This is a genomic window from Pseudomonas sp. 43NM1 (assembly GCF_002836905.1).
Lineage (GTDB): Bacteria > Pseudomonadota > Gammaproteobacteria > Pseudomonadales > Pseudomonadaceae > Aquipseudomonas > Aquipseudomonas prosekii.
In genome coordinates, this window is the sequence record NZ_MKGS01000154.1 from 15,712 (window position 1) to 37,027 (window position 21,316).

General features: G+C 60.0%; 21 protein-coding genes and 4 tRNA genes. 13 read left to right on the top strand and 12 right to left on the bottom strand.

Annotated elements, in window-relative coordinates; translation table 11 throughout:
• The first annotated feature begins 15 nt into the window (after nucleotides 1-15).
• The 4 genes from BI292_RS17960 to thiO are packed head-to-tail and all read left to right on the top strand — an operon-like array spanning nucleotide 16 to nucleotide 5,156.
• The gene (locus BI292_RS17960) at nucleotides 16-498 is read left to right on the top strand and encodes a PilX N-terminal domain-containing pilus assembly protein (RefSeq protein WP_101208659.1); all 483 of its coding nucleotides are present in this window, start codon (nucleotides 16-18) and stop codon (nucleotides 496-498) included.
• Complete coding sequence (locus BI292_RS17965) at nucleotides 485-3,589, top strand: pilus assembly protein (protein WP_101208660.1); 3,105 nt, start codon at nucleotides 485-487, stop codon at nucleotides 3,587-3,589. Before BI292_RS17960 ends, BI292_RS17965 begins: the two co-directional genes overlap by 14 nt.
• Nucleotides 3,590-3,603: 14 nt before the next feature.
• Complete coding sequence (locus BI292_RS17970) at nucleotides 3,604-3,999, top strand: type IV pilin protein (protein WP_092277846.1); 396 nt, start codon at nucleotides 3,604-3,606, stop codon at nucleotides 3,997-3,999.
• 56 nt (nucleotides 4,000-4,055) lie between these two features.
• The gene (gene thiO, locus BI292_RS17975; RefSeq protein ID WP_101208661.1) at nucleotides 4,056-5,156 is read left to right on the top strand and encodes a glycine oxidase ThiO; all 1,101 of its coding nucleotides are present in this window, start codon (nucleotides 4,056-4,058) and stop codon (nucleotides 5,154-5,156) included.
• 129 nt (nucleotides 5,157-5,285) lie between these two features.
• Here thiO and BI292_RS17980 read toward each other — a convergent pair whose 3' ends face one another.
• The 4 genes from BI292_RS17980 to BI292_RS17995 form a co-directional block, all read right to left on the bottom strand.
• Nucleotides 5,286-6,626, bottom strand: a complete 1,341-nt coding sequence (locus tag BI292_RS17980; RefSeq protein WP_101208662.1) for a sigma-54 dependent transcriptional regulator — start codon at nucleotides 6,624-6,626, stop codon at nucleotides 5,286-5,288.
• Nucleotides 6,627-6,628: 2 nt separating this feature from the next.
• Nucleotides 6,629-8,233 (bottom strand): PAS domain-containing sensor histidine kinase, encoded by a 1,605-nt coding sequence (locus BI292_RS17985; protein WP_101208663.1) that lies wholly within the window; start codon nucleotides 8,231-8,233, stop codon nucleotides 6,629-6,631.
• Nucleotides 8,223-8,456 carry a PP0621 family protein gene (locus tag BI292_RS17990; RefSeq protein ID WP_092277854.1) on the bottom strand — a complete coding sequence of 78 codons (234 nt, stop codon included), beginning with the start codon at nucleotides 8,454-8,456 and terminating at the stop codon, nucleotides 8,223-8,225. Before BI292_RS17990 ends, BI292_RS17985 begins: the two co-directional genes overlap by 11 nt.
• A 123-nt stretch (nucleotides 8,457-8,579) precedes the next feature.
• Nucleotides 8,580-9,596: an outer membrane protein assembly factor BamD gene (locus tag BI292_RS17995; protein ID WP_092277856.1), complete on the bottom strand. Its 1,017-nt coding sequence runs from the start codon at nucleotides 9,594-9,596 to the stop codon at nucleotides 8,580-8,582.
• Nucleotides 9,597-9,747: 151 nt separating this feature from the next.
• Here BI292_RS17995 and rluD point away from each other — a divergent pair, with 151 nt between their 5' ends.
• From rluD to BI292_RS18030, 7 genes are all read left to right on the top strand, one after another.
• On the top strand, nucleotides 9,748-10,710 hold the full coding sequence (gene rluD / locus BI292_RS18000) for a 23S rRNA pseudouridine(1911/1915/1917) synthase RluD (protein ID WP_092277858.1): 963 nt from the start codon (nucleotides 9,748-9,750) through the stop codon (nucleotides 10,708-10,710).
• Entirely contained in the window at nucleotides 10,707-11,432 is a 726-nt protein-coding gene (pgeF, locus tag BI292_RS18005) for a peptidoglycan editing factor PgeF (RefSeq protein WP_101208664.1), read from the top strand. The genes rluD and pgeF overlap by 4 nt, the downstream gene beginning before the upstream one ends.
• A gap of 131 nt (nucleotides 11,433-11,563) precedes the next feature.
• Nucleotides 11,564-14,128, top strand: coding sequence for an ATP-dependent chaperone ClpB (clpB, locus tag BI292_RS18010; RefSeq protein WP_092277862.1), 2,565 nt, complete (start codon nucleotides 11,564-11,566; stop codon nucleotides 14,126-14,128).
• A 300-nt stretch (nucleotides 14,129-14,428) separates the two neighbouring features.
• Nucleotides 14,429-14,504, top strand: a tRNA-Asn gene (locus tag BI292_RS18015).
• Between the two features lie 9 nt (nucleotides 14,505-14,513).
• Nucleotides 14,514-14,590 (top strand) — tRNA-Pro (locus BI292_RS18020).
• A 5-nt stretch (nucleotides 14,591-14,595) separates the two neighbouring features.
• Nucleotides 14,596-14,671 (top strand) — tRNA-Lys (locus BI292_RS18025).
• 97 nt (nucleotides 14,672-14,768) lie between these two features.
• Nucleotides 14,769-14,845: transfer RNA gene (locus tag BI292_RS18030), tRNA-Pro, on the top strand.
• Nucleotides 14,846-14,983: 138 nt separating this feature from the next.
• Here the strand turns inward: BI292_RS18030 and BI292_RS18035 are convergent.
• The 5 genes from BI292_RS18035 to BI292_RS18055 form a co-directional block, all read right to left on the bottom strand.
• On the bottom strand, nucleotides 14,984-15,442 hold the full coding sequence (locus BI292_RS18035; protein WP_092277864.1) for a hypothetical protein: 459 nt from the start codon (nucleotides 15,440-15,442) through the stop codon (nucleotides 14,984-14,986).
• 319 nt (nucleotides 15,443-15,761) lie between these two features.
• Complete coding sequence (locus BI292_RS18040) at nucleotides 15,762-17,060, bottom strand: NAD(P)/FAD-dependent oxidoreductase (protein WP_092277866.1); 1,299 nt, start codon at nucleotides 17,058-17,060, stop codon at nucleotides 15,762-15,764.
• A gap of 60 nt (nucleotides 17,061-17,120) precedes the next feature.
• Nucleotides 17,121-17,294, bottom strand: coding sequence for a DUF3094 family protein (locus tag BI292_RS18045; protein WP_092277868.1), 174 nt, complete (start codon nucleotides 17,292-17,294; stop codon nucleotides 17,121-17,123).
• Between the two features lie 54 nt (nucleotides 17,295-17,348).
• A complete protein-coding gene (locus BI292_RS18050; protein ID WP_101208665.1) occupies nucleotides 17,349-17,879 on the bottom strand; it encodes an MOSC domain-containing protein in 531 nt (176 codons plus the stop codon).
• On the bottom strand, nucleotides 17,876-18,502 hold the full coding sequence (locus BI292_RS18055) for a DUF1780 domain-containing protein (RefSeq protein WP_008154887.1): 627 nt from the start codon (nucleotides 18,500-18,502) through the stop codon (nucleotides 17,876-17,878). Before BI292_RS18055 ends, BI292_RS18050 begins: the two co-directional genes overlap by 4 nt.
• A gap of 133 nt (nucleotides 18,503-18,635) precedes the next feature.
• Between BI292_RS18055 and BI292_RS18060 the strand changes: the two genes are divergently transcribed.
• Together BI292_RS18060 and BI292_RS18065 are read left to right on the top strand one after the other, a co-directional pair.
• Complete coding sequence (locus tag BI292_RS18060; protein ID WP_101208666.1) at nucleotides 18,636-19,325, top strand: energy-coupling factor ABC transporter permease; 690 nt, start codon at nucleotides 18,636-18,638, stop codon at nucleotides 19,323-19,325.
• Between the two features lie 63 nt (nucleotides 19,326-19,388).
• Nucleotides 19,389-19,604, top strand: a complete 216-nt coding sequence (locus BI292_RS18065; RefSeq protein WP_092277875.1) for a hypothetical protein — start codon at nucleotides 19,389-19,391, stop codon at nucleotides 19,602-19,604.
• 21 nt (nucleotides 19,605-19,625) lie between these two features.
• On the opposite strand, the gene yacG is transcribed toward BI292_RS18065, so the two are convergent.
• The 3 genes from yacG to BI292_RS18080 are packed head-to-tail and all read right to left on the bottom strand — an operon-like array spanning nucleotide 19,626 to nucleotide 21,315.
• Nucleotides 19,626-19,826, bottom strand: coding sequence for a DNA gyrase inhibitor YacG (gene yacG, locus BI292_RS18070; protein WP_092277877.1), 201 nt, complete (start codon nucleotides 19,824-19,826; stop codon nucleotides 19,626-19,628).
• Complete coding sequence (gene coaE, locus BI292_RS18075) at nucleotides 19,823-20,446, bottom strand: dephospho-CoA kinase (protein ID WP_101208667.1); 624 nt, start codon at nucleotides 20,444-20,446, stop codon at nucleotides 19,823-19,825. The genes yacG and coaE overlap by 4 nt, the downstream gene beginning before the upstream one ends.
• Complete coding sequence (locus BI292_RS18080) at nucleotides 20,443-21,315, bottom strand: A24 family peptidase (RefSeq protein WP_101208668.1); 873 nt, start codon at nucleotides 21,313-21,315, stop codon at nucleotides 20,443-20,445. The genes coaE and BI292_RS18080 overlap by 4 nt, the downstream gene beginning before the upstream one ends.
• Nucleotide 21,316: the final 1 nt, after the last annotated feature.

Genomic DNA, 21,316 nt, shown 5'->3' on the forward strand with positions numbered 1-21,316 from the left:
GAGAGCTTTTTCACTATGAAAGCGTGTTCAAGCCTGCCGAAGCGCCAACGCGGAATGGCCTTGCTGGTCAGTCTGGTGTTTCTGTTGTTGCTGACGCTGATCGGCACTTCATCGATGCAGAACGCGACGTTGCAGGAAAAAATGGCCGGCAGCGTGAGCCTGCGCAATCAGTCGTTCCAATTGGCCGAGGCGACATTGCGTATCGGCGAAAGCGCGGTGCAATTGCCAACTTATACCCAGGCGGTCTGCGGCAGCACCGCGCAATGCGCACCGCCAGCGGAATCGGCAACGCTGACCGCGCCCGGGGTCAACGGATCCTCGGGGGTCAACTGGATTGCCGTGGGCGGCGGTTTTTATGGTGTGCAGAACATCGGCACGACCACAGGCGCGATCAATATCCCCAGCAACACCTCGGCGACCCTGTACCGGGTCACGGCCGTAGGCATTGTCGGCAACAACATTCGCAGCGTAGTGGAGAGCATCTATGCCAAATATTGATGCTCGCGCAGGCATGCGCCGACGATGGGCGCAGGTGCTTTTTGGGTTCTTGTTGAGCCTGTACCTGACGGCGCCGGTCTACGCTTTCACGCCGTCGGACTCACCGCTGTTGAGCGCGGCAGCGGTGCCGCCGAACGTGATGCTGCTGATCGACAACTCGGGGAGCATGAACACCATCATCTTCGCGCCGGGGTTCGATCCGACCGTCAATCGCACACCGGCGAAGCAGTGCAACGCGTTTCTCGGTTTGTGTCTGGGTTCGTCGGACATCGTCGGCAGCTCGATTTTCCTCTCCAGCCTGCCGACGTCCGGGTGTTCCGGCGGGGCCTACGCGTTCTACAACAACAGCCTGGCGCCGCAATGCATCAAGCTGCCCGACCCGGTCGGCAACGGCAACACGCGTTACACCGATGATTACATCTCGTATCTGGTGGGATTGGCCGCCGGCAGTAACCGCGACTTCACCAACGGCTCGATTCCCACTGACTACCGGATCAACGTCGCGCGCAACGTCTCGACATCATTGGTCACCAGCAACCGCGGCTTGCGTATAGGCCTGGCTTCATTCAACGCACCTACCAGCAACAACTCCGGCAATGGTGGCTACATTGCCCGCTCGGTCGCCGATCTGACGGCGGTCAGCGGCAGCGTGACCCAGGCGCAGGCGGATACCAACTACAACACCCTGATCAACGGGATCAATGGCCTGTCAGCAGTGGCCAACACGCCGCTGGCCGAGACCTATTACGAAATCAGCCGTTACTTTCGCGGTCTGGCGCCGTTCTACAACACCACGCCGAGCACCTACACCAGCCCGATCCAGTACCGTTGCCAGAAAAACTACGGCGTGGTTATCACCGACGGTTTGCCGACTTACGACCGGACGTTCCCGACCACCGATCCGTTGGGGGGCAGCCGCTTGCCGAATTGGGACGGGATCAACAACGACGGCAACGACCCGAATGGCGACGACGAGGGCGACACGCTGTATCTGGATGACATCGCCAAGTTCGCCTTCGACATCGACATGCGTTCGACCGGCACCGACCTCGCGGGTAAAGCCTGGAACGCCGCAGATTTCCCCAAGCAGAACATGAACACCTACACCGTCGGTTTCACCGCCGCCAACCAGATGCTGTCCGACGCCGCCGCTTACGGTCAGGGCCTGTATTACCAGGCCAACGATGCCGCCGGTTTGAACGCGGCGCTGTCCTCGGCGCTGAGCAACATCACGTCCAAGGCCGGCTCCGGCGGCAGCGGCGTGACCAGCAGCAGTACGCTGTCCAGCGGTTCGAGTTATTACCAGACCACTTACGATCCCAAGGATTGGCGCGGCACGATCAAGGCGTTCGGCGTCACCGCCAGCGGCTCGGTGAATACCGCCGTCGTGCAATGGAACACCGACAACGTGATCGTCCCCGGCGCGGCGGCGCCCACTTATCAATCGTGGAACACCCTGAACAATGCGCCGGTCACCCTGGCCTACGGCAACTTTTCCCCGGCCCAGCAAACGACGCTCAACCAGAACCTGCCGACCGGGATTGTCGGCAACGATTTGGTGGAGTGGAGCAAAGGCGTCAACAAAGTCGGACTGAAAGTGCGCACGGTTCTGCTCGGCGACATCATCAACTCGCCGCTGGCGCTGGCCTCGCCAACCGCTCAGACCGCAGCGGATCTGGTCGGCGATCCGGCCTACACCACTTATCTGGCGACCAAAGCGGCAAACATGAGCGCCAGCCTGGTGGTCAACGCCAACGACGGTTTTCTCAACGTGATCAATGCCGGCAATGGCACCCGCCGTTATGCCTACATGCCGTCCAGTGTGCTGCCGTCGTTGCGCTACATCGCGGACCCGAATTACATCAACGGCGTCAGCCACAAGTTTCTGGTCGACGGGCAGGTCGGCATATTTGATGCGCAGCTTGGCACTGCCTGGAAAACATTGGCGCTGGGCGGCACCGGGGCGGGTGGCAAGACGTTTTATGCGGTGCAGTTGTTCGACGCCTCGGCGGGTAATGCCTTCCGGGCGCTGTGGGAAATCAGCGCACCGGCGACGTCGATCCCGACCAACGTTTTTAATGACCTGGGTTACGCCTACGCCCGCCCCGAAGTGGCACGCTTGGCCGATGGGCGCTGGGCGGCGTTCATTTCCAACGGTTACGGGAGCAATTCCGGGGTGGCAGCGTTGTACGTGGTGGATGTGCGCGACGGCTCGCTGATCAAGAAAATCGTCATCGACAGCACGGAAACCACCAACGGTTTGTCCTCGGTAGAACTCAGGGTCAATTCGCAGAACGTCGTGCAAGCGGCGTATGGCGGCGACTTGAAAGGGCGCCTGTGGAAGTTCGATTTGAGCGCCACGGCGCCGGAAACCTGGGGCGTGGCGTTCGCCGGCAAACCTCTGTTCACCACGCCGGGCGGCGCCACCCAGCCAATCACCGCGCAACCGTTGCTGGCGGACAATGCCCAGGGTGGCAAACAGATATTCTTCGGCACGGGCAAATTCAACGAAACCCCGGACAAGATCAACAAGGATCTGCAGGGTTTCTACTCGATATGGGATGCCGACGGCGGCGGTGGCCAACTGACCGTGGCCAACTTGCAATCCCAGTCCATAACCGGCGTGACCAGCAGCACCGGCGGACAGTTCATCACCACCACGCAGAACGAAACGACGTATCCGGCAGAGAAGGGCTGGTACCTGCCACTGGTGTACAACAACGTGCTGACGGGTGAACGGGTGATCAACCAGGCCAGTCTGGTGGCCGGGCGCATTGTCTTCACCACGGCCAGCGTCGACACCACTGACCCTTGTGCCAGTTTTGGTACCGGCAAACTGGTCGAACTCGATGCGTTCAGCGGTAAGATGCTCAACTACGCGGTGCTCGACACCAACGGCGACGGGCTGGTCGACAGCACGGACTCGATTTCCAGCGGGGTGATTTTCACCGGGGGGATTCCGACGCTGAATGCGATCGTCAACAATGCATCGCGCAAAATCGTCAACGACTCCAGCGGCGGCATCAGCTCGCTGGTGGAAAAACCCGGCGGTGGCGGCAGCCGTCGCATCATGTGGCGACAAATACAGTAAGTGAGAGTTGAGGCATGCGCAGATCCAACCGAGGTTTTACCCTGATCGAAATCATGATCGTGATTGCGATCATCGGGATCGTCATCACCATTGGCTACCCGAGCCTGACCGAATACATGAAAAAGGGCCGTCGCGCCGACGCCGCCGGTCTGCTGACCGAGCAGGCGCAGATCCTTGAGCGCTTCTACTCCAAGAGCAACCTTTACACCGGCGCGACGGGCCTGAGTACGGGCAATGACTTCTACACCATCACCCCGACCATCGCCGATCAGACGTTCACCCTGACGGCGATCCGCAAGCCAGGCTCGAGCATGGCGACCGACAAGTGTGGCGATTTCACCATCAGCAACACCGGCGCCCGAGGCCTGGTCAACAACACCGCCACCGTCAAGGATTGCTGGGGCCGCTAGATTTCTCTTTCGGGCGCCGATTTGCGCCCTCTGTCTATTAACGGTTGGATCAGAACATGACCAGGCAACAGCAAGTGGTGATTGTCGGCGGCGGCGTGATTGGCCTGTTGACCGCATTCAATCTCGCGTCCGAAGTGCAAAGTGTGGTGTTGCTGGATCGCGCCAACCTCGGCCAGGAATCATCCTGGGCGGGTGGCGGAATTGTTTCGCCGCTGTACCCGTGGCGCTTCAGCCCGGCGGTCACGGCGCTGGCGCACTGGTCGCAGGATTTTTATCCACAGCTCGGCGAGCGCCTGTTCGCAGCGACCGGCGTCGATCCCGAAGTGCACACCACCGGCCTGTACTGGCTGGATCTGGATGACGAAGCCGAGGCGCTGGCCTGGGCCAAACGGGAAAACCGTCCGTTGCGCGCGGTGGATATTTCGGCGGCTCACGATGCGGTGCCGGTGCTCGGCGGCGGATTTTCGCGGGCGATCTACATGGCGGATGTGGCCAATGTGCGCAATCCGCGACTGGTGAAATCGCTGAAAGCGGCGCTGCTGGCGCTGCCGAACGTGACCATCCACGAGCATTGCGAAGTCAGCGGATTTATCCGCGAAGGCGACAGCGTAGTCGGCGTGCAAACGTCCAACGGCGCAATTCATGGTGATCAGGTGGTGCTGACGGCCGGCGCCTGGAGCGGTGACTTGCTGAAAAGTCTCGGTCTGCACCTGCCGGTCGAGCCGGTCAAAGGGCAGATGATTCTCTACAAATGCGCGGCGGATTTTCTGCCGAGCATGGTCCTGGCCAAGGGACGCTATGCGATTCCGCGGCGTGACGGGCATATCCTGATCGGCAGCACGCTGGAGCATGAAGGATTCGACAAGACGCCTACCGAATTGGCGCTGGAGAGCCTCAAGGCTTCGGCCGAGGAACTGATTCCGGCGCTGGCCGATGCCGAGGTGGTGGGGCATTGGGCGGGGTTGCGCCCGGGTTCGCCGGAAGGGATTCCGTACATTGGGCAAGTGCCGGGGTTTACCGGGCTGTGGCTCAATTGCGGGCATTACCGCAATGGGTTGGTGCTGGCGCCGGCGTCGTGCCAGTTGTTTGCGGATGTGATGTTGGGGCGGGCGCCGATTATTGATCCGGCGCCGTACTCGCCGGTTGGGCGGATTTGACTGCTGGGTATAGGTTGTCTGGGGGATTGCTATCGCGAGCAAGCTCGCTCCCACAGTGGGTCTTTAGCGCGCACAGATATGTGTTCATAGAAGATCACTGTGGGAGCGAGCTTGCTCGCGATAGGGCTCTCAATCCAACCCCAATTTCTTCAACCGATAACGCATCGACCGAAACGACAAATTCAACCGTTGCGCCGCCGCTGTGCGGTTCCAGCGCGTCTCTTCCAGCGCCTGGAGGATAAGTTTGCGCTCGACGTTTTCCAGATAATGTTCCAGGTTATCGATCTGCGTCAGGTCTGCGACGCCAGCATCGGCCGTGCAATTGCCCTCCGCCAGACGCAAATCACCGGCCTCGATTTGCTTGTTCTCACACAAGGTATGAGCGCGCTCGAGCATGTTCTCCAGTTCGCGCACATTGCCCGGAAACCGATAACCCTTCAGCGCTTCAACCGCTTGCGGATGCAGTTTGGCTGGCGGTTGCCCGGTGCCCGCCGCCAGGCGTTTGAGCACATGGCTCGCCAATGTTTCGATGTCGTCGCGACGTTCGCGCAATGGCGGCACGCGTAGCTCGATGACGTTCAGCCGATAGTACAAATCCTGGCGAAACCGTTCGGCGCTGACTTCGGCGTCGAGGTCTTTGTGGGTCGCGCAGAGGATGCGCACATCGACCACGGTTTCCTGTTGGCCGCCGACGCTGCGCACGGCTTTTTCCTGAATCGCCCGCAGCAGTTTGACCTGCATCGCCAACGGCAAGTCAGCCACTTCGTCGAGGAACAGCGTGCCACCGTGCGCCGCGAGAAACAGTCCGGGGTTATCTTCGATGGCGCCGCTGAAACTGCCTTTGCGATGGCCGAAGAATTCGCTTTCCATCAGCTCTGAAGGAATCGCCCCGCAGTTGACCGGAATAAACGGGCCGTTGGCGCGCGGGCCTTGTTCGTGGATCAGACGCGCGACCAACTCTTTGCCGCTGCCGGATTCGCCGCTGATGTACACCGGCGCCTGGCTGCGCGCGAGTTTGTCGATCTGTTTGCGCAAGGCGCGCATCGGCAGCGAATCGCCGAGCAAACGGCGGTCGATGGCGGTGCTGGCGCCACCCGGCGCGGGCAGGCGCAGGGCGCTGGTGACCAGTTCACGCAGGCGCGTGAGGTCAACCGGTTTGGTCAGGAAGTCGAACGCGCCAGCCTTCAAGGCGTTGATCGCGGTTTCGAGGCTGCCGTACGCGGTGATCATCGCCACCGGCAGCAAGGGATAACGTTGCTGGATGTGTTGCACCAGTTCGAGGCCCGTGCCATCGGGCAGGCGCATGTCGGTCAGGCACAGGTCGAATGTCTCCCGACCGAGCAAAGACTGGGCTTCGCTGAGATTACGGGCGCTGAAGGTGTCGAGTTTCATTCGTCCCAGAGTGATCTCCAGGAGTTCGCGAATATCGGGTTCGTCGTCAACGATCAGGACTTTTTGCCGTGGGCTCATGTTCAACTTTGTTTCCGTCCGTGTGCAAAGGTGATGCGAAAGCAGCCGCCGCCTTGGCGTGGTTTGAAGTCTAGGCGGGCCTGGTTGCTTTCGCACAGCTCACGGGACAGATAAAGCCCCAGGCCTGTGCCTTGGGTGCTGGTGGTGAAGAACGGTTCGAACAGATGCGCCTGCTGCTCCGGTGCCACGCCGGGACCGTTGTCGAGCACTTCGAGGACCGGCAACTGGCTGTCGGCATCGACAAACAACTGCAGCCACACCTCGGCCGTGTCATGGCGCAAGGCACTGTGGCGCCAGGCATTGCGTAACAGGTTGTCGAGAATCTGGTTGAGCTGATTCGGGTCCATCAACGTGGTGAGGTTACCTGCGCCGATCTGCAGATGAATGCGTTGGCGCTCCGTCGCGGCCTCAAGAGTGTCGGCGACGAACTGCGTCAGCCACGGCTTGAGATCCAGGCGTTGCGGCGCGGTTTGCTGGCGACGGGACAATTGCAGGACGTTTTCGATAACCCGATTCATTCTCTGAGAGTGGTCTTGAACAATCTGCGTCAGACGCCGATCGGCGCCATTCAGTTCCTCGGATTCCTGCAGCAGCTGCGCGGCATGACTGATGGCGCCCAACGGGTTGCGGATCTCGTGGGCGATCCCCGCAGTCAGGCGTCCGAGGGCGGCCAGTTTCAGTTGCTGGGCCTGCTGGGCGATCTGCGCGAGGTCTTCGAGAAAAACCAGGGTTTGATGATGCAGGCTCTGATGGTGCGGACTTTGGTCGAGGGCGATAAAACTGGGCTGCAGCTCCAGTCCGGAACTGGCGATTTTCAGGCTTTGCGGGCGCAGGGTCGGGTTGTTGAGCCACAGTTGCAGGCGCTCGACCAGGGCCGGCGAATAATCATCGATCAGTTCGCCGACAAGGCGTTCCTGACCCAGCAACGACAACGCGCTGTGATTGGCCAGTTGCACGCGCCGCTGGTCGTCGAGCACCAGAATGCCGGTGCGCATGCGTTGCAGGATCAGCGCATTGAGGGCTTCGAGGCCGACGACTTCGCTGGCGCGCTGCTCGGCAAGGTGCTCGCTGACTTCCAGGCGCTGGATCAAACCTTGCACCAGCAACGCGGCGGCAAAACACAGCGCGCCGAGAGTGCCTGCTTGCAGGTAATCACTGGGCGTAGCGGGGTGGCTGAAGCTGAGCAGGAAGCTCAATCCGACGATGCCGAGGGCGGCGATCGCTGCGATCAGCAGGCCGATCCGTCGTCGCAACAAGGTGTTGCCGATCGCCACCGAGACGATCAGCAAGTTGCCGATGGCGCTGGCGACACCGCCGGCAGCGTAGAACAGGCCGCAGAGCAGCAACACATCAACGAGGGTCAGGCTGAACAGTTGCGCCGGGCGCCGGGTGTTTTCGAGGAACACCACCAGCAGGATGTTCAGCACCAGATACAACCAACTGCCACTGCGCAGCAGGTCGTTGTTGGCGAGCGTCAGCAACTGGTTGTCCATGTTGCTGGAGATCAGCAACACCAGGGTGATGCCGACGCTTAAACGGTAGAGATGATAGAGGCGCAGCAGCCGCTGCGCCTGTTTGCTGCCGGGGCTGGTCGCCTCAGCGATCACTGGAACCCGGGCCTTGCTCAAGGTGAGCCTGGCTGCAATACCACTGTTGTTGAAGGTTCAGCGCACGGTCGCGCGGCAAGTGCACGCCGCAATGGGCGCAACGCACCATTGGTGCAGCGTCCAGTTCAGCGGAGGATTTGGGTGCTGCGACCTGACCCTTGAACTTGCGCCAGAACCAAATGGCGGCGGCGATCAGGGCGATCCAGAACAATAAACGAAGCATGGCGGGCTGCTTTGGCAATGATGATCAGGCAGTTTAGCCAAGGACATGACAGGCGCACAGCGCAAAATCGCGGCAATAAAAAAGGGAGACTCGAGAGTCTCCCTTTTTCTGTCACCCGAGGTGTCAGTCGAACATGCCAAAGGTCATGTAGCTGAACCACGAACGATCGTTTTCCGGAGTTTCCGGTTCTTCCGGCTCGATCACATCGCCGTTTTCATCTTTAGGCTTGAGATCGTTCGGGATCGAATCCTTCGCGTCCTGGAACTGCTTCTGCACGTCCTGGTTGGCGCGGGTTTCGCCCGGCGGCAGCGGTGGACGCGATTCGATCAGGCCCAGGGTGGCCTTGCTCAGCCACGAACGGTTGTCCGCTTCGTCGACCGAAGGACGGAACTCACCGTCCACCAGGCTTGGGTGGTTCGGGTAGTTCAGCTTCAGGGTTTCGAGGCTGGTGGTCGCCAGTTCGTCCAGGTGCAGACGCTGGTAGGACTCGACCATCACCGCCAGGCCGTCACCGACCGCAGGGGTTTCCTGGAAGTTTTCCACCACGTAACGACCACGGTTCGCGGCGGCGACGTAGGCCTGACGGGTCAGGTAGTAGTCGGCAACGTGAATCTCGTAGGCCGCCAGCAGGTTGCGCAGGTAAATCATGCGCTGCTTGGCGTCCGGCGAGTAGCGGCTGTTCGGGAAGCGGCTGGTGAGCTGGGCGAACTCGTTGTACGAGTCGCGGGCAGCGCCCGGGTCACGCTTGGTCATGTCCAGCGGCAGGAAGCGCGCGAGAATGCCGACGTCCTGGTCGAAGGAAGTCAGACCCTTCAGGTAATACGCGTAATCCACGTTCGGATGCTGTGGGTGCAAACGAATAAAACGCTCGGCGGCAGACTTCGCAGCCTCAGGCTCGGCGTTTTTGTAGTTGGCGTAGATAAGCTCGAGTTGAGCCTGATCAGCGTAGCGGCCGAACGGATAACGCGACTCCAGGGCCTTCAGTTTCGAAGTGGCGCTGGTGTAGCTGTTGTTATCCAGGTCGGTCTGAGCCTGCTGGTACAGCTCGACTTCGCTTAGGTTTTCGTCTACGACTTCCTTCGATGAGCAAGCAGCGGTCAATGCGAGGATGGCGATCAGCAGCAGGTGTTTCACTTGCATGGCGGCTTGCGTCCCTATGACGGCCGCTGTCTTGGGCGGGGCCGTCCTGTTATGATGAGCGCCCCGTTGAATAGCCTCGGGGCAAAAGACGCCGTATTTAACCACAAGCGCGCAGCCGAAACCAAAGGCTGTGCCGACGCCTAGTCTGAGCATGTCCGATAAAATTGAACTTCGCGCAGAGGTGCCGTCCGAATTGGGCGGCCAACGCCTCGATCAAGTCGCCGCACAATTATTCGCTGAGCACTCGCGCTCGCGCCTTTCCGCCTGGATCAAAGACGGCCGCCTGACTGTGGATGGGGCGGTTATCCGCCCGCGAGACATCGTTCATGGTGGTGCCATTCTTGAACTCACTGCCGAGCAGGAAGCTCAGGGCGAATGGATCGCTCAGGACATCGAGCTGGACATCGTCTACGAAGATGACGACATCCTGGTGATCAACAAACCTGCGGGTCTGGTGGTTCATCCGGCTGCTGGCCACGCCGATGGCACCTTGCTCAACGCCTTGCTGCACCACGTGCCGGACATTATCAATGTGCCCCGCGCCGGTATCGTGCATCGCCTCGACAAGGACACCACCGGCCTGATGGTGGTCGCCAAGACCATTCAAGCGCAGACGCAACTGGTAACACAGTTGCAGAGCCGCAGCGTCAGCCGCATCTATGAATGCATCGTTATTGGTGTGGTCACGGCCGGCGGCAAGATCAACGCGCCAATCGGTCGTCACGGCCAGCAGCGCCAGCGCATGGCGGTGATGGAAGGTGGCAAGCAAGCCGTCAGCCACTACCGCGTGCTCGAGCGTTTCCGCTCTCACACGCACGTGCGGGTGAAGCTGGAAACCGGGCGTACGCACCAGATTCGCGTGCACATGGCGCACATCAACTTCCCGTTGGTCGGAGACCCTGCCTACGGCGGTCGTTTCCGTATTCCGCCATCGGCAAGTGTGACCATGGTCGAATCGTTGAAGGCGTTCCCGCGTCAGGCACTGCATGCGCGGTTCCTTGAGCTGGATCATCCGACGACCGGTAAACGCATGAGCTGGGAATCGCCGTTGCCGGACGATTTCGTCTGGTTGCTGACCTTGCTCAAGCAGGACCGCGAGGCGTTCATCGGATGAGTGACTGGCTGATTCCCGACTGGCCTGCGCCTGCCGGGGTGAAAGCCTGCGTTACCACCCGTGCGGGCGGCGTCAGTCTGGCGCCGTTCGACAGCCTCAACCTCGGCGATCACGTCGATGACAGCCCCGACGCGGTGGCCGAAAATCGCCGTCGCCTCACCAATCAATTCTCGATCCAGCCGGCCTGGTTGCAGCAGGTTCACGGCATCGTCGTGGCCGCAGCAGACCCGAGCCGAGTGGTCACTGCCGACGCCAGTTGGACGCAAACTCCCGGTATCGCCTGCGCGGCGATGACTGCCGATTGCCTGCCCGCACTGTTTTGCGACCGTGCCGGCACGCGCGTAGCGGCGGCCCATGCCGGTTGGCGCGGATTGGCAGCAGGCGTGCTTGAAGCGACCCTCGACAGCCTCGATGTCGCGCCCGACCAGTTGCTGGTCTGGCTCGGCCCGGCGATTGGCCCGCAAGCCTTTGAAGTCGGCGCGGAAGTGCGCGAAGTCTTCATCCAGCAATTGCCGGAAGCCGCCAACGCCTTTGTACCGAGCCAGAATCCCGGCAAGTTCATGGCTGACATCTATGCGCTGGCGCGTCTGCGTCTGGCGGCACGCGGTGTCACGGCGGTTTATGGCGGTGGTTTCTGCACCGTAAGCGATCCGCGCTTCTTTTCTTACCGCCGCAGTCCGCGCACTGGTCGGTTCGCCTCCCTCGTTTGGTTGGAACGCTAGACTTCCCTGACCTGCATCAACTGCCCGGCGCTTGAAACTCCCAGAATCGACCGCATCTACAGTGGTATCTGGCAGGTTTCTTTATTCAGGATGGTTTCTTAGGTCCGGCCTGCTCAAAAGGAAGGTGACCCATGCGTATAGACCGTTTAACCAGCAAATTACAGTTAGCCCTGTCCGACGCCCAATCTCTGGCCGTCGGCCTCGATCATCCGGGCATTGAACCGGCGCACTTGATGCAAGCCATGCTTGAACAACAGGGTGGTTCGATCAAACCCCTGTTGATGCAAGTCGGTTTCGACGTCAACAGTTTGCGCAAAGAGCTGACCAAAGAGCTCGACCAACTACCAAAAATCCAGAACCCCACTGGCGACGTGAACATGTCGCAGGATCTGGCGCGTCTGCTCAACCAGGCCGATCGCCTGGCGCAGCAGAAGGGCGATCAGTTCATCTCCAGCGAGCTGGTGCTGCTCGCCGCCATGGACGAGAACAGCAAGATCGGCAAGTTGCTGCTTGGCCAGGGCGTCAGCAAAAAAGCTTTGGAAAACGCGATCAACAACCTGCGTGGCGGCGAAGCGGTGAACGACGCCAACCACGAAGAGTCGCGCCAAGCGCTGGACAAGTACACCGTCGACCTGACCAAGCGCGCCGAAGAAGGCAAGCTCGATCCGGTGATCGGCCGTGACGATGAAATTCGCCGGACGATTCAGGTGCTGCAACGCCGCACCAAGAACAACCCGGTACTGATCGGTGAGCCTGGCGTCGGTAAAACCGCGATTGCCGAAGGTCTGGCGCAGCGCATCATCAATGGTGAAGTGCCGGATGGCCTCAAAGGCAAACGCCTGTTGTCGCTGGACATGGGCGCGCTGATCGCTGGCGCCAAGTACCGTGGCGAGTTCGAAGAACGCCTCAAATCCCTGCTCAACGAACTGTCGAAGCAGGAAGGGCAGATCATTCTGTTCATCGACGAACTGCACACCATGGTCGGCGCCGGCAAGGGCGAGGGCTCGATGGATGCCGGCAACATGCTCAAACCGGCATTGGCCCGCGGCGAGTTGCACTGCGTCGGCGCGACCACGCTGAATGAATATCGCCAATATATAGAGAAGGACGCGGCCCTCGAACGGCGCTTCCAGAAAGTATTGGTAGAAGAGCCGAGCGAAGAAGACACCATCGCGATCCTGCGTGGCCTCAAAGAGCGTTACGAGGTCCACCATAAAGTGGCGATCACCGATGGCGCGATCATTGCCGCGGCCAAGCTCAGCCACCGCTACATCACTGACCGGCAGTTGCCGGACAAAGCCATCGACCTGATCGACGAGGCCGCCAGCCGCATCCGCATGGAGATCGACTCCAAACCGGAAGTGCTGGACCGTCTTGAGCGCCGCTTGATTCAGCTCAAAGTTGAATCCCAGGCACTGAAGAAAGAAAGCGACGACGCGGCGAAGAAACGCCTGGAAAAACTTCAGGAAGAAATCGTCCGCCTCGAACGCGAGTATTCGGACCTCGAAGAAATCTGGAATTCGGAGAAAGCCGAAGTTCAGGGTTCGGCGCAGATCCAGCAGAAAATCGAACAGTCGCGTCAGGAACTGGAAGCGGCTCGCCGCAAAGGTGACCTCAACCGCATGGCCGAGCTGCAATACGGGGTGATCCCGGACCTGGAGCGCAGCCTGCAAATGGTCGATCAGCACGGCAAAAGCGAAAACCAGTTGCTGCGCAGCAAAGTGACTGAGGAAGAAATCGCTGAAGTGGTTTCGAAGTGGACCGGCATTCCCGTGTCGAAAATGCTCGAAGGCGAGCGCGACAAGCTGATGAAGATGGAAAGCCTGTTGCACCAACGTGTGATCGGCCAGAACGAAGCGGTGATCGCCGTCTCCAACGCGGTACGCCGTTCGCGTGCCGGGTTGTCCGACCCGAATCGTCCGAGCGGTTCGTTCATGTTCCTCGGCCCGACCGGCGTGGGTAAAACCGAGCTGTGCAAGGCGCTGGCCGAATTCCTCTTTGATACTGAAGAGGCGATGGTGCGCATCGACATGTCCGAATTCATGGAGAAACACTCCGTGGCCCGACTGATCGGCGCGCCACCAGGCTATGTCGGTTATGAAGAGGGCGGTTACCTGACTGAGGCAGTGCGTCGCAAGCCTTACTCGGTAATCCTCCTGGACGAGGTCGAGAAGGCGCACCCGGATGTGTTCAACATCTTGCTGCAAGTGCTCGAAGATGGCCGGTTGACCGACAGCCACGGGCGTACGGTGGATTTCAAGAACACCGTGATTGTCATGACCTCCAACCTCGGCTCGGTGCAGATCCAGGAACTGGTCGGTGATCGTGAAGCGCAGCGCGCGGCGGTGATGGACGCGATTTCCACGCACTTCCGGCCGGAGTTCATCAACCGGGTCGACGAAGTGGTGATTTTCGAGCCACTGGCGCGGGATCAGATCGCAGGCATTACCGAGATTCAATTGGGTCGTCTGCGCAGTCGCCTGACCGAGCGCGAACTGAAACTGGAGCTCAGCCCTGAGGCGATGGATAAATTGATCGCTGTCGGTTACGACCCGGTCTACGGTGCGCGGCCGCTGAAACGGGCAATCCAGCGCTGGATCGAGAACCCGTTGGCGCAGTTGATTTTGTCCGGGCAATTCATGCCGGGCGAGACGGCGGTGGGCAAAGTCGAAAACGACGAAATCGTTTTCTCCTGAGTCGTAACGCCACGGAAATAAACAAGGCCTCGCATTGCGAGGCCTTTTTTTCGCCAGGCTGTTGAACTCAAAGGAAAAGGCTTGTAAAGTGCGCCCCGCAGTAAGTCACCCGGAAGGGTTTCTGCTCCCCAAGCGGAAATCTGAATTAAGTTGCAAATCATTAACTTGAATGCAATTTAGGGGGTTGACAGAGGTGCTTAAGATTGTAGAATAGCGCGCCTCAGACACACGAACGCAGCGATGCGAACGGGTCGAAGAGAACGCTACAAAGCTTCAAATGTTGTAATTGAAATATGTAGTTCCGTGATAGCTCAGTCGGTAGAGCAAATGACTGTTAATCATTGGGTCCCAGGTTCGAGTCCTGGTCACGGAGCCAATTTCAAACCGGGGTATAGCGCAGTCCGGTAGCGCGCCTGCTTTGGGAGCAGGATGTCAGGAGTTCGAATCCCCTTACCCCGACCATTTTTGGGTCGTTAGCTCAGTTGGTAGAGCAGTTGGCTTTTAACCAATTGGTCGTAGGTTCGAATCCCACACGACCCACCATTTTTGAAACCAGTTAACGCTGGGATCAGATCTTAAGATCAGCGGCCAAAAGCCCTGATCGAAGAAGAAGGCGACTGAGAGGTCGCCTTTTTTTTACCGGGGTATAGCGCAGTCCGGTAGCGCGCCTGCTTTGGGAGCAGGATGTCAGGAGTTCGAATCCCCTTACCCCGACCATATTAAAAATCCTCGTATCGAAAGATACGGGGATTTTTTTTTGTCCTCAGGAAAGCGCCTTCAATCAGCGGCCAATAAAAAGCCCCGATTCTTCATGGAGAGTCGGGGCTTGGCGGTTCGAGATCGGAGCTTTGAGGATCAGACGCCGTCTTGATCTTTCAGGTGTTCGAACAGGCCTTTCGGCATTTTTTTGCCATTGGCTTCGAAGTTGGCTTTGACGTTGTCGTAAGCCTCTTGCTCGTCGATGAAGCCATCGTGGTTTTTGTCGATCTTGTCGAAGTCGGATTTTGGCGCGACAGCCTTGAACTCGGCGCGCGAGACCTTGCCGTCGCCATTGGTATCAGTCTTGGCCATCGAGGCGTCGCCGCATTTACCCTCGCCACACTTGCCTTCGGGGGTCTTCGCCGATTGCTCGGCTTTGCCTTCACCGCATTTACCTTCGCCACACTTGCCTTCAGGCGTTTTCACCACTTGCTCAGCCGAGGCCAGCAGGTAGCCTTGGGTCAGCGGCTGTGCAGCGAATACGGAGCCGGACAACATCATGCCACCGGCCAGCACAGCGCCGAGCAAACCAATAGTATTGTTGGTGTGGGACATTTCAACTCTCCTGGGTTGCACGACACAACCGCTCGATAAAGGATGCCGCGTGAGTGCGGCGTGCCCCGCAGCAGGCAGTGCCTTGCTCGGGTGTGGCCATTTAGCCGGGCGGGTGTATCGCTACTGTGTCGCGCGAGGGGGAGTTTGTAAGCGAGAGGGATGAAACGGGGGGGAGATACAGTGAGACACAGATCTACAGGCTTGCGAGTGAAAAATGTGCGAGCGAGCTTGCTCGCGATGCGGTGTGTCAATCAGCGATGATGTCGACTGATACACCGCTATCGCGAGCAAGCTCGCTCCCACAGTAGATTGTGTTTTGTCAGTGAAGTTTGAGACGCGGCTCGGTCCCGCGTCCGATCTTGCTGCCGAGCATCAGCATCGCCGTGCGAAACGCGCCATAGAGCGCCATCTGGTGCATGCGATACAGCGACACGTAAAACATCCGCGCCAGCCAGCCTTCGAGCATCACGCTGCCGGTCAGGTTACCCATCAAGTTACCCACAGCGGAAAAACGCGACAGCGAGATCAGCGAGCCGTAATCGGTGTATTTGTACTCCGGCAACGCCTTGCCTTCGATCCGCAGCTTCAGCGATTTGGCCAGCAACGAGGCCTGCTGATGCGCGGCTTGCGCACGCGGCGGCACATTGCGGTCGGTGCCCGGTTGCGGACATGCCGCGCAGTCGCCGAAAGCGAAAATGTTCTCGTCGCGGGTGGTTTGCAGCGTTGGCAGCACTTGCAGTTGATTGATCCGATTGGTTTCCAGGCCATCGATGTCCTTGAGAAAACCCGGTGCACGAATCCCCGCGGCCCAGACTTTCAGGCTGGCGTTGATCACCTTGCCGTCGGCGGTGATCAGGCTGTCCGCCGTCACTTCGCTGACCGCCGCGTTGGTCATCACATTGACCCCGAGTTTCTCCAGGGTTTTATGCACAGGCCCGCCAATCCGTTCCGGCAGGGCTGGCAACACGCGCGGCCCGGCCTCAATCAGAGTGATGTGCATGTTTTCCGGTTTGATTCGGTCCAGCCCATAAGCAGCCAGTTCGTGCGCGGCGTTGTGCAGTTCGGCGGCCAGTTCGACGCCTGTGGCGCCAGCGCCGACGATAGCCACGCTGATTTGCTCGACGGTATCCGTTTGCCCGGCATGGGCGCGCAGATAGTGATTGAGCAATTGCTGATGGAAACGCTCGGCCTGTTTGCGTGTATCAAGGAACAGGCAATGCTGCGCCGCGCCTTCAGTGCCGAAATCGTTGGTGGTGCTGCCGACCGCGATCACCAGCGAGTCGTAACCGAGCTCGCGGGCCGGCACCAGCTCTACGCCGGCCTCGTCATAAGTGGCGGCCAGCTGGATTTTCTTCGCGGCGCGATCAAGCCCGCTCATGCGCCCCAGCTGAAACTCGAAGTGGTTCCATTTGGCCTGGGCAACATAATTGAGTTCGTCTTCGGAAGAGTTCAGCGATCCGGCGGCCACTTCGTGCAACAGCGGTTTCCAGATGTGCGTCAGGTTCGCGTCGACCAGCATCACGCTGGCGGTGCCGCGCTTGCCCAGAGTCTTACCCAGACGGGTAGCCAACTCCAGACCGCCGGCGCCGCCGCCGACGATAATAATACGATGAGTCATGGGGATATCTCGCAAGGCTAAAAGAAATCGGTGCGGTTACCCAAGCGAGCGCGAGGCAGCTCATAGCGTCAGGTAACCGATAAGGCGGCTCAACAGGCCCAAACCAATGGTCACTGCCAGCACCAGCACAAGGAGCATCCACGGCCGGAATGGCCGGCGCTCGACTCGGTGCTGGGACAAGTGCAGGTACTCTTCGACATGCTTCTGGTCGTCTGGTTTCAGGCGGCTGGTCATATTGGGCCTCGTCAGGAGTAGACGTTGCTGAATGTGTAGAAGCTACAGGCGGATTTAACGAACGTTGAACGGAGCATAGCCGCTCTCGGGAATCGGCTCGACGCTGACCGTATCGTCCAGTCGAATAATTCCACTTTGTAACACCCGTGCGGTGATTCCGCCATGTCCGCGAAGGGCCTGGAAAGTCCCCGGCCCGAGGTTGTTTTGCAGGCGCGCGCACGGTTGGCACCAGCCAGTGGTTTCGAAAATCGCCTGGCCAATCCTGAAGCGCCGACCCTTGAGGCTGAACAGGTTGATACCGCTGATGACGAGGTTGCGGCGCAAATCTTCAGGCAAGACCGGATTATCATCGGCGCGGCCCATCAATGAGCTGATCACCGCCAGGTGTTCCCACTGAATCAACGTCACTTGGCGCGCGTTGCGCACGCCGGGGCGCGCACGGTCGCCGGTCAATCCGGCCTCTAGCCGCGCCTCCACGGCGTCCAGCTCGATCATCGGTACATGGCGCTCCGGGCGCACGCCGATCCAGCGCACGCGGCCGGTCTGCGGCACTTCGGCGATCAATTCCTGCAGGGGTGAGTTCACAGGCTGATCCCGACGTCGAAAACGATGCTGCGCCCGAGGTTGCTGCGCAGGAAATCCGGCGCATCCGGGTGTGCGAACAGCACGCGGGCGAAGGTTGGCCCGACCAGTGACAGCGAGCGCCAGCCCTGGCGCAGGTACTCGGTGGGCGGCGGAAAGTGGCTGTTGAGGTCGAGCACTTCGCGCTTGAGGCTGGCGAAGGCAATGATGTCCAGCTCGCCGAGGTCCATTCCGCGTTCTTTGTAGTTGTGGGCTTTTTTGCGCAAGGTCGGCGCCAGTCTCAGGAGGAATTCATTGGCCGGGATCCGCCGTGGCTTGGCTTCACGCCGCACCAGCGAACTCAGGGAAAACGCGCTGCGCCGCCGCTGCAATTCGTCGCGCCATTCGTCGTTGAGGCGCCGACCTTCGTCGAGCACGAAGAACACCTCGAAACTGGCGTCGCGAAACAGCACGTCCGGCGGCTCGCCGGCAGGGGCGAATTCGTCAGCGCGATAAGGAATGTTCAGGCCTTGCAGCAGGCGTTGGCAGACCCAACGCTCACGCTCCCATTTGCGGGCATTGGACAGGAACGCGTTGGCTTGCTCGGCCGCGATGGTCAGCAGGCGTAAGTAATCTGAGTCATCCATAGGCCCAAGCTTAGCGTTCAAATGCGACAAGCAGAAAGCTTTGCTTGGAGCGGAGCGACTTTTGCGCCGGTGTATGCTGGCGGGGAGCCGTAGCCATCAAGGAGAGAGTCGTGGTGTTCGAGGGGACGTTGTCATGATCGGTGCCGAGGTGTTGTCGCCGCAGAGCCTGACGCTCGGCTGGCTGATTTACCTGCCCGTGGTGATCTGGGCGATCTGCCGTGCGCCGTGGGTCGAGCTGTTCACTGACCGGCGTCGCCAGCATTTGCTGTTCGGCACGGTGTTCGCGCTGTTCATGTTGTGGCTGGTGCGGCGCGATTTTGATACCGGCGTGTCGTACCACTTTATCGGCATGACCGCGGTGACCTTGCTGCTCGACTGGCCGCTGGCGATTGTCGGCGGCCTGGTCGCGCAAGCGGGGCTGGTGTTGCTCGGTCGCCAGGATCTGGACGCCGCCGGAGTGAATGGGGTGTTGTTCATTCTGCTGCCGGTGCTGGTCACCGAATGCTGCGCGATTCTGGTCGAGCGCGCGCAACCGCGAAATCCCTTTGTGTATATCTTCGTTTCCGGATTTTTTGCGGCAGCGCTGTCGGCGTTGCTGTGCCTGCTGCTGGCGCTGACGTTGCTGTGGTGGGATGAACTGTTCGCCATGCCTTATTGGCTGGAGGATTTTATCGGTTACCTGTGGCTGATCATTTTCCCCGAGGCGTTTATCAACGGCATGATCATCAGCGCGCTGGTGGTGTTCAGCCCGGAATGGCTGGAGACGTTCAACCGCACCCGTTACCTTTCGGCGCCGTGGAACGACGACGATCCCAAGTCTTGATCCACATCAAACCCGCCAACCGCTGACGATTCCATGCTTCGGGAAATCTTCAGGAGCATCGGCATGAGTGTCTACGAATGGGCAAGGCAAGAGTTGCGTCACAGTCTGGAGGCGGCGCAGGAGGTCGGGTTTGATCCGGGGTTGAGCCTGCGCGCCTTGCTCAGCGCGGTGGTGCAGCAGAGCAAGACGGTGCGCAGTGTCGAGGATCTGGCGGACGAGCTGCAGTTTCTCGCCGAGAACCTCGATGACACTCAGGACTACGGTTTCATGCGGCCCTGATTTTTTCAGTGAAGACGCGAATCAGTGACGCGGTTCGAAGTCTTCGCTGAACAGATCGTCTTCGGCGTCCGGGCTGACCGGGATCTTGTGTTCTTCCGAGGCCCACGCGCCGAGGTCGATCAGTTTGCAGCGGTCCGAGCAGAACGGCCGGAATTCATTGTCGGTTTTCCATTCGACGGGTGCACCGCAAGTCGGGCATTCGACGGTTGAGATTGGGCTCATGACTGGCCTCCACGCAAAGTAAGGTAAAAGTGATGCAGGCGTTCGACCTCGCTGTGCAGCCAGGCGAGGTCGCGGTCGTTGACCACCACGTCGTCGGCATGGCTCACGCGATCTTCGCGGCTGGACTGGGCCTTGAGAATCGCCCGGACCTGTTGCTCGCTGGTCTGGTCACGCTGCAGGGTGCGTTCGATCTGTAGTTGTTGCGGCACATCGATCACCAGCACGCGTTGGGTCATGGCGTACTGCCCGGACTCGATCAACAGCGGCGACACCAGAATCGCGTAAGGCGATTGTGCCTTGGCCAGGTGCGCGACGATTTCCTCGGCGATCAGCGGATGCAGCAACGCTTCGAGCCAGCGGCGCTCCTCCGGCACTTCGAAGATCAATTTGCGCAACGCGCCACGATCCAGTTGGCCATCGGCTTGCAACACGCCGGGGCCGAAGTGCTCGACGATCCTCGCCAGCGCCGGACGCCCCGGCTCCACCACCCAGCGCGCCGCATGATCGGCGTCGACCACGTGCACGCCGAGGTCGATGAAGTGCTGCGCTGCGGCACTTTTGCCGCTACCGATGCCGCCGGTGAGGCCGAGAATCCAGGGTTTTTCCACAGGGGTATTCATTGCAAACCGACAAACTGCCAATAGAAGCCGGTTATTTGACCACCCCAGAGCAATGCAATCCAGCCGGCAATCGCCAGGAACGGCCCAAACGGGATCGGCGTCGAGGTTTTCGCGTCGCGCAAGCGCAGCAGAATCACCCCGATAATCGCGCCGACCAGCGATGACAACAGAATCGTCAGCGGCAAAATCTGCCAGCCGCCCCACGCCCCGAGCAGCGCCAGCAGCTTGAAGTCACCATGACCGATGCCGTCCTTGCCGGTGATCAACTTGAATAACCAGAACACAGACCACAGCAACAGATAACCCGCCACCGCGCCCCACACCGCGTCGAGCAGCGGCACCAGCAGTTCGAAACTGTTGACGATCAGCCCCAGCCACAACAACGGCAGCACCAGCACATCGGGCAACAGTTGATGCTCGGCGTCGATCAGGCTCATCGCCAACAAACCCCAGGTCAGCAACAGCAGCATGGCCGCCGACCAGCCGAAACCGAAATGCCACGCGACGAACGCCGAAAGCGCACCGCAGGCCAGTTCGGTCAGTGGATACCGCTTGCTGATCGGCGCCGCGCAATTGGAACAGCGCCCGCGCAACAGCAGGTAACTCAGCAGCGGGATATTTTCCCAGGCGCGAATCGGCTGGGCGCAGTTCGGGCATTGCGAGTGCGGCAGCAGCAGGTTGTACGTCGGCAGCGGCGTCTCGGTCGGCAGACCCAACACGTCGCGGGCCTGTACGCGCCATTCGCGCTCGAGCATTTTCGGCAGGCGCCAGACCAGCACGTTGAGGAAACTGCCGACCAGCAGCCCGAGCACCAGCGCGGTGATGACGAAGGCCAGCGGATACAGGCTCAGGTATTCATTCAGGGGCATG

Coding starts and splice junctions, on each gene's coding strand:
- BI292_RS17960 (WP_101208659.1), top strand. CDS start 16: ATGAAAGCGTGTTCAAGCCTGCCGAAGCGCCAACGCGGAATGGCCTTG.
- BI292_RS17965 (WP_101208660.1), top strand. CDS start 485: ATGCCAAATATTGATGCTCGCGCAGGCATGCGCCGACGATGGGCGCAG.
- BI292_RS17970 (WP_092277846.1), top strand. CDS start 3,604: ATGCGCAGATCCAACCGAGGTTTTACCCTGATCGAAATCATGATCGTG.
- thiO (WP_101208661.1), top strand. CDS start 4,056: ATGACCAGGCAACAGCAAGTGGTGATTGTCGGCGGCGGCGTGATTGGC.
- BI292_RS17980 (WP_101208662.1), bottom strand. CDS start 6,626: ATGAGCCCACGGCAAAAAGTCCTGATCGTTGACGACGAACCCGATATT.
- BI292_RS17990 (WP_092277854.1), bottom strand. CDS start 8,456: ATGCTTCGTTTATTGTTCTGGATCGCCCTGATCGCCGCCGCCATTTGG.
- BI292_RS17995 (WP_092277856.1), bottom strand. CDS start 9,596: ATGCAAGTGAAACACCTGCTGCTGATCGCCATCCTCGCATTGACCGCT.
- rluD (WP_092277858.1), top strand. CDS start 9,748: ATGTCCGATAAAATTGAACTTCGCGCAGAGGTGCCGTCCGAATTGGGC.
- pgeF (WP_101208664.1), top strand. CDS start 10,707: ATGAGTGACTGGCTGATTCCCGACTGGCCTGCGCCTGCCGGGGTGAAA.
- clpB (WP_092277862.1), top strand. CDS start 11,564: ATGCGTATAGACCGTTTAACCAGCAAATTACAGTTAGCCCTGTCCGAC.
- BI292_RS18035 (WP_092277864.1), bottom strand. CDS start 15,442: ATGTCCCACACCAACAATACTATTGGTTTGCTCGGCGCTGTGCTGGCC.
- BI292_RS18040 (WP_092277866.1), bottom strand. CDS start 17,060: ATGACTCATCGTATTATTATCGTCGGCGGCGGCGCCGGCGGTCTGGAG.
- BI292_RS18045 (WP_092277868.1), bottom strand. CDS start 17,294: ATGACCAGCCGCCTGAAACCAGACGACCAGAAGCATGTCGAAGAGTAC.
- BI292_RS18055 (WP_008154887.1), bottom strand. CDS start 18,502: ATGGATGACTCAGATTACTTACGCCTGCTGACCATCGCGGCCGAGCAA.
- BI292_RS18060 (WP_101208666.1), top strand. CDS start 18,636: ATGATCGGTGCCGAGGTGTTGTCGCCGCAGAGCCTGACGCTCGGCTGG.
- BI292_RS18065 (WP_092277875.1), top strand. CDS start 19,389: ATGAGTGTCTACGAATGGGCAAGGCAAGAGTTGCGTCACAGTCTGGAG.
- yacG (WP_092277877.1), bottom strand. CDS start 19,826: ATGAGCCCAATCTCAACCGTCGAATGCCCGACTTGCGGTGCACCCGTC.
- coaE (WP_101208667.1), bottom strand. CDS start 20,446: ATGAATACCCCTGTGGAAAAACCCTGGATTCTCGGCCTCACCGGCGGC.
- BI292_RS18080 (WP_101208668.1), bottom strand. CDS start 21,315: ATGCCCCTGAATGAATACCTGAGCCTGTATCCGCTGGCCTTCGTCATC.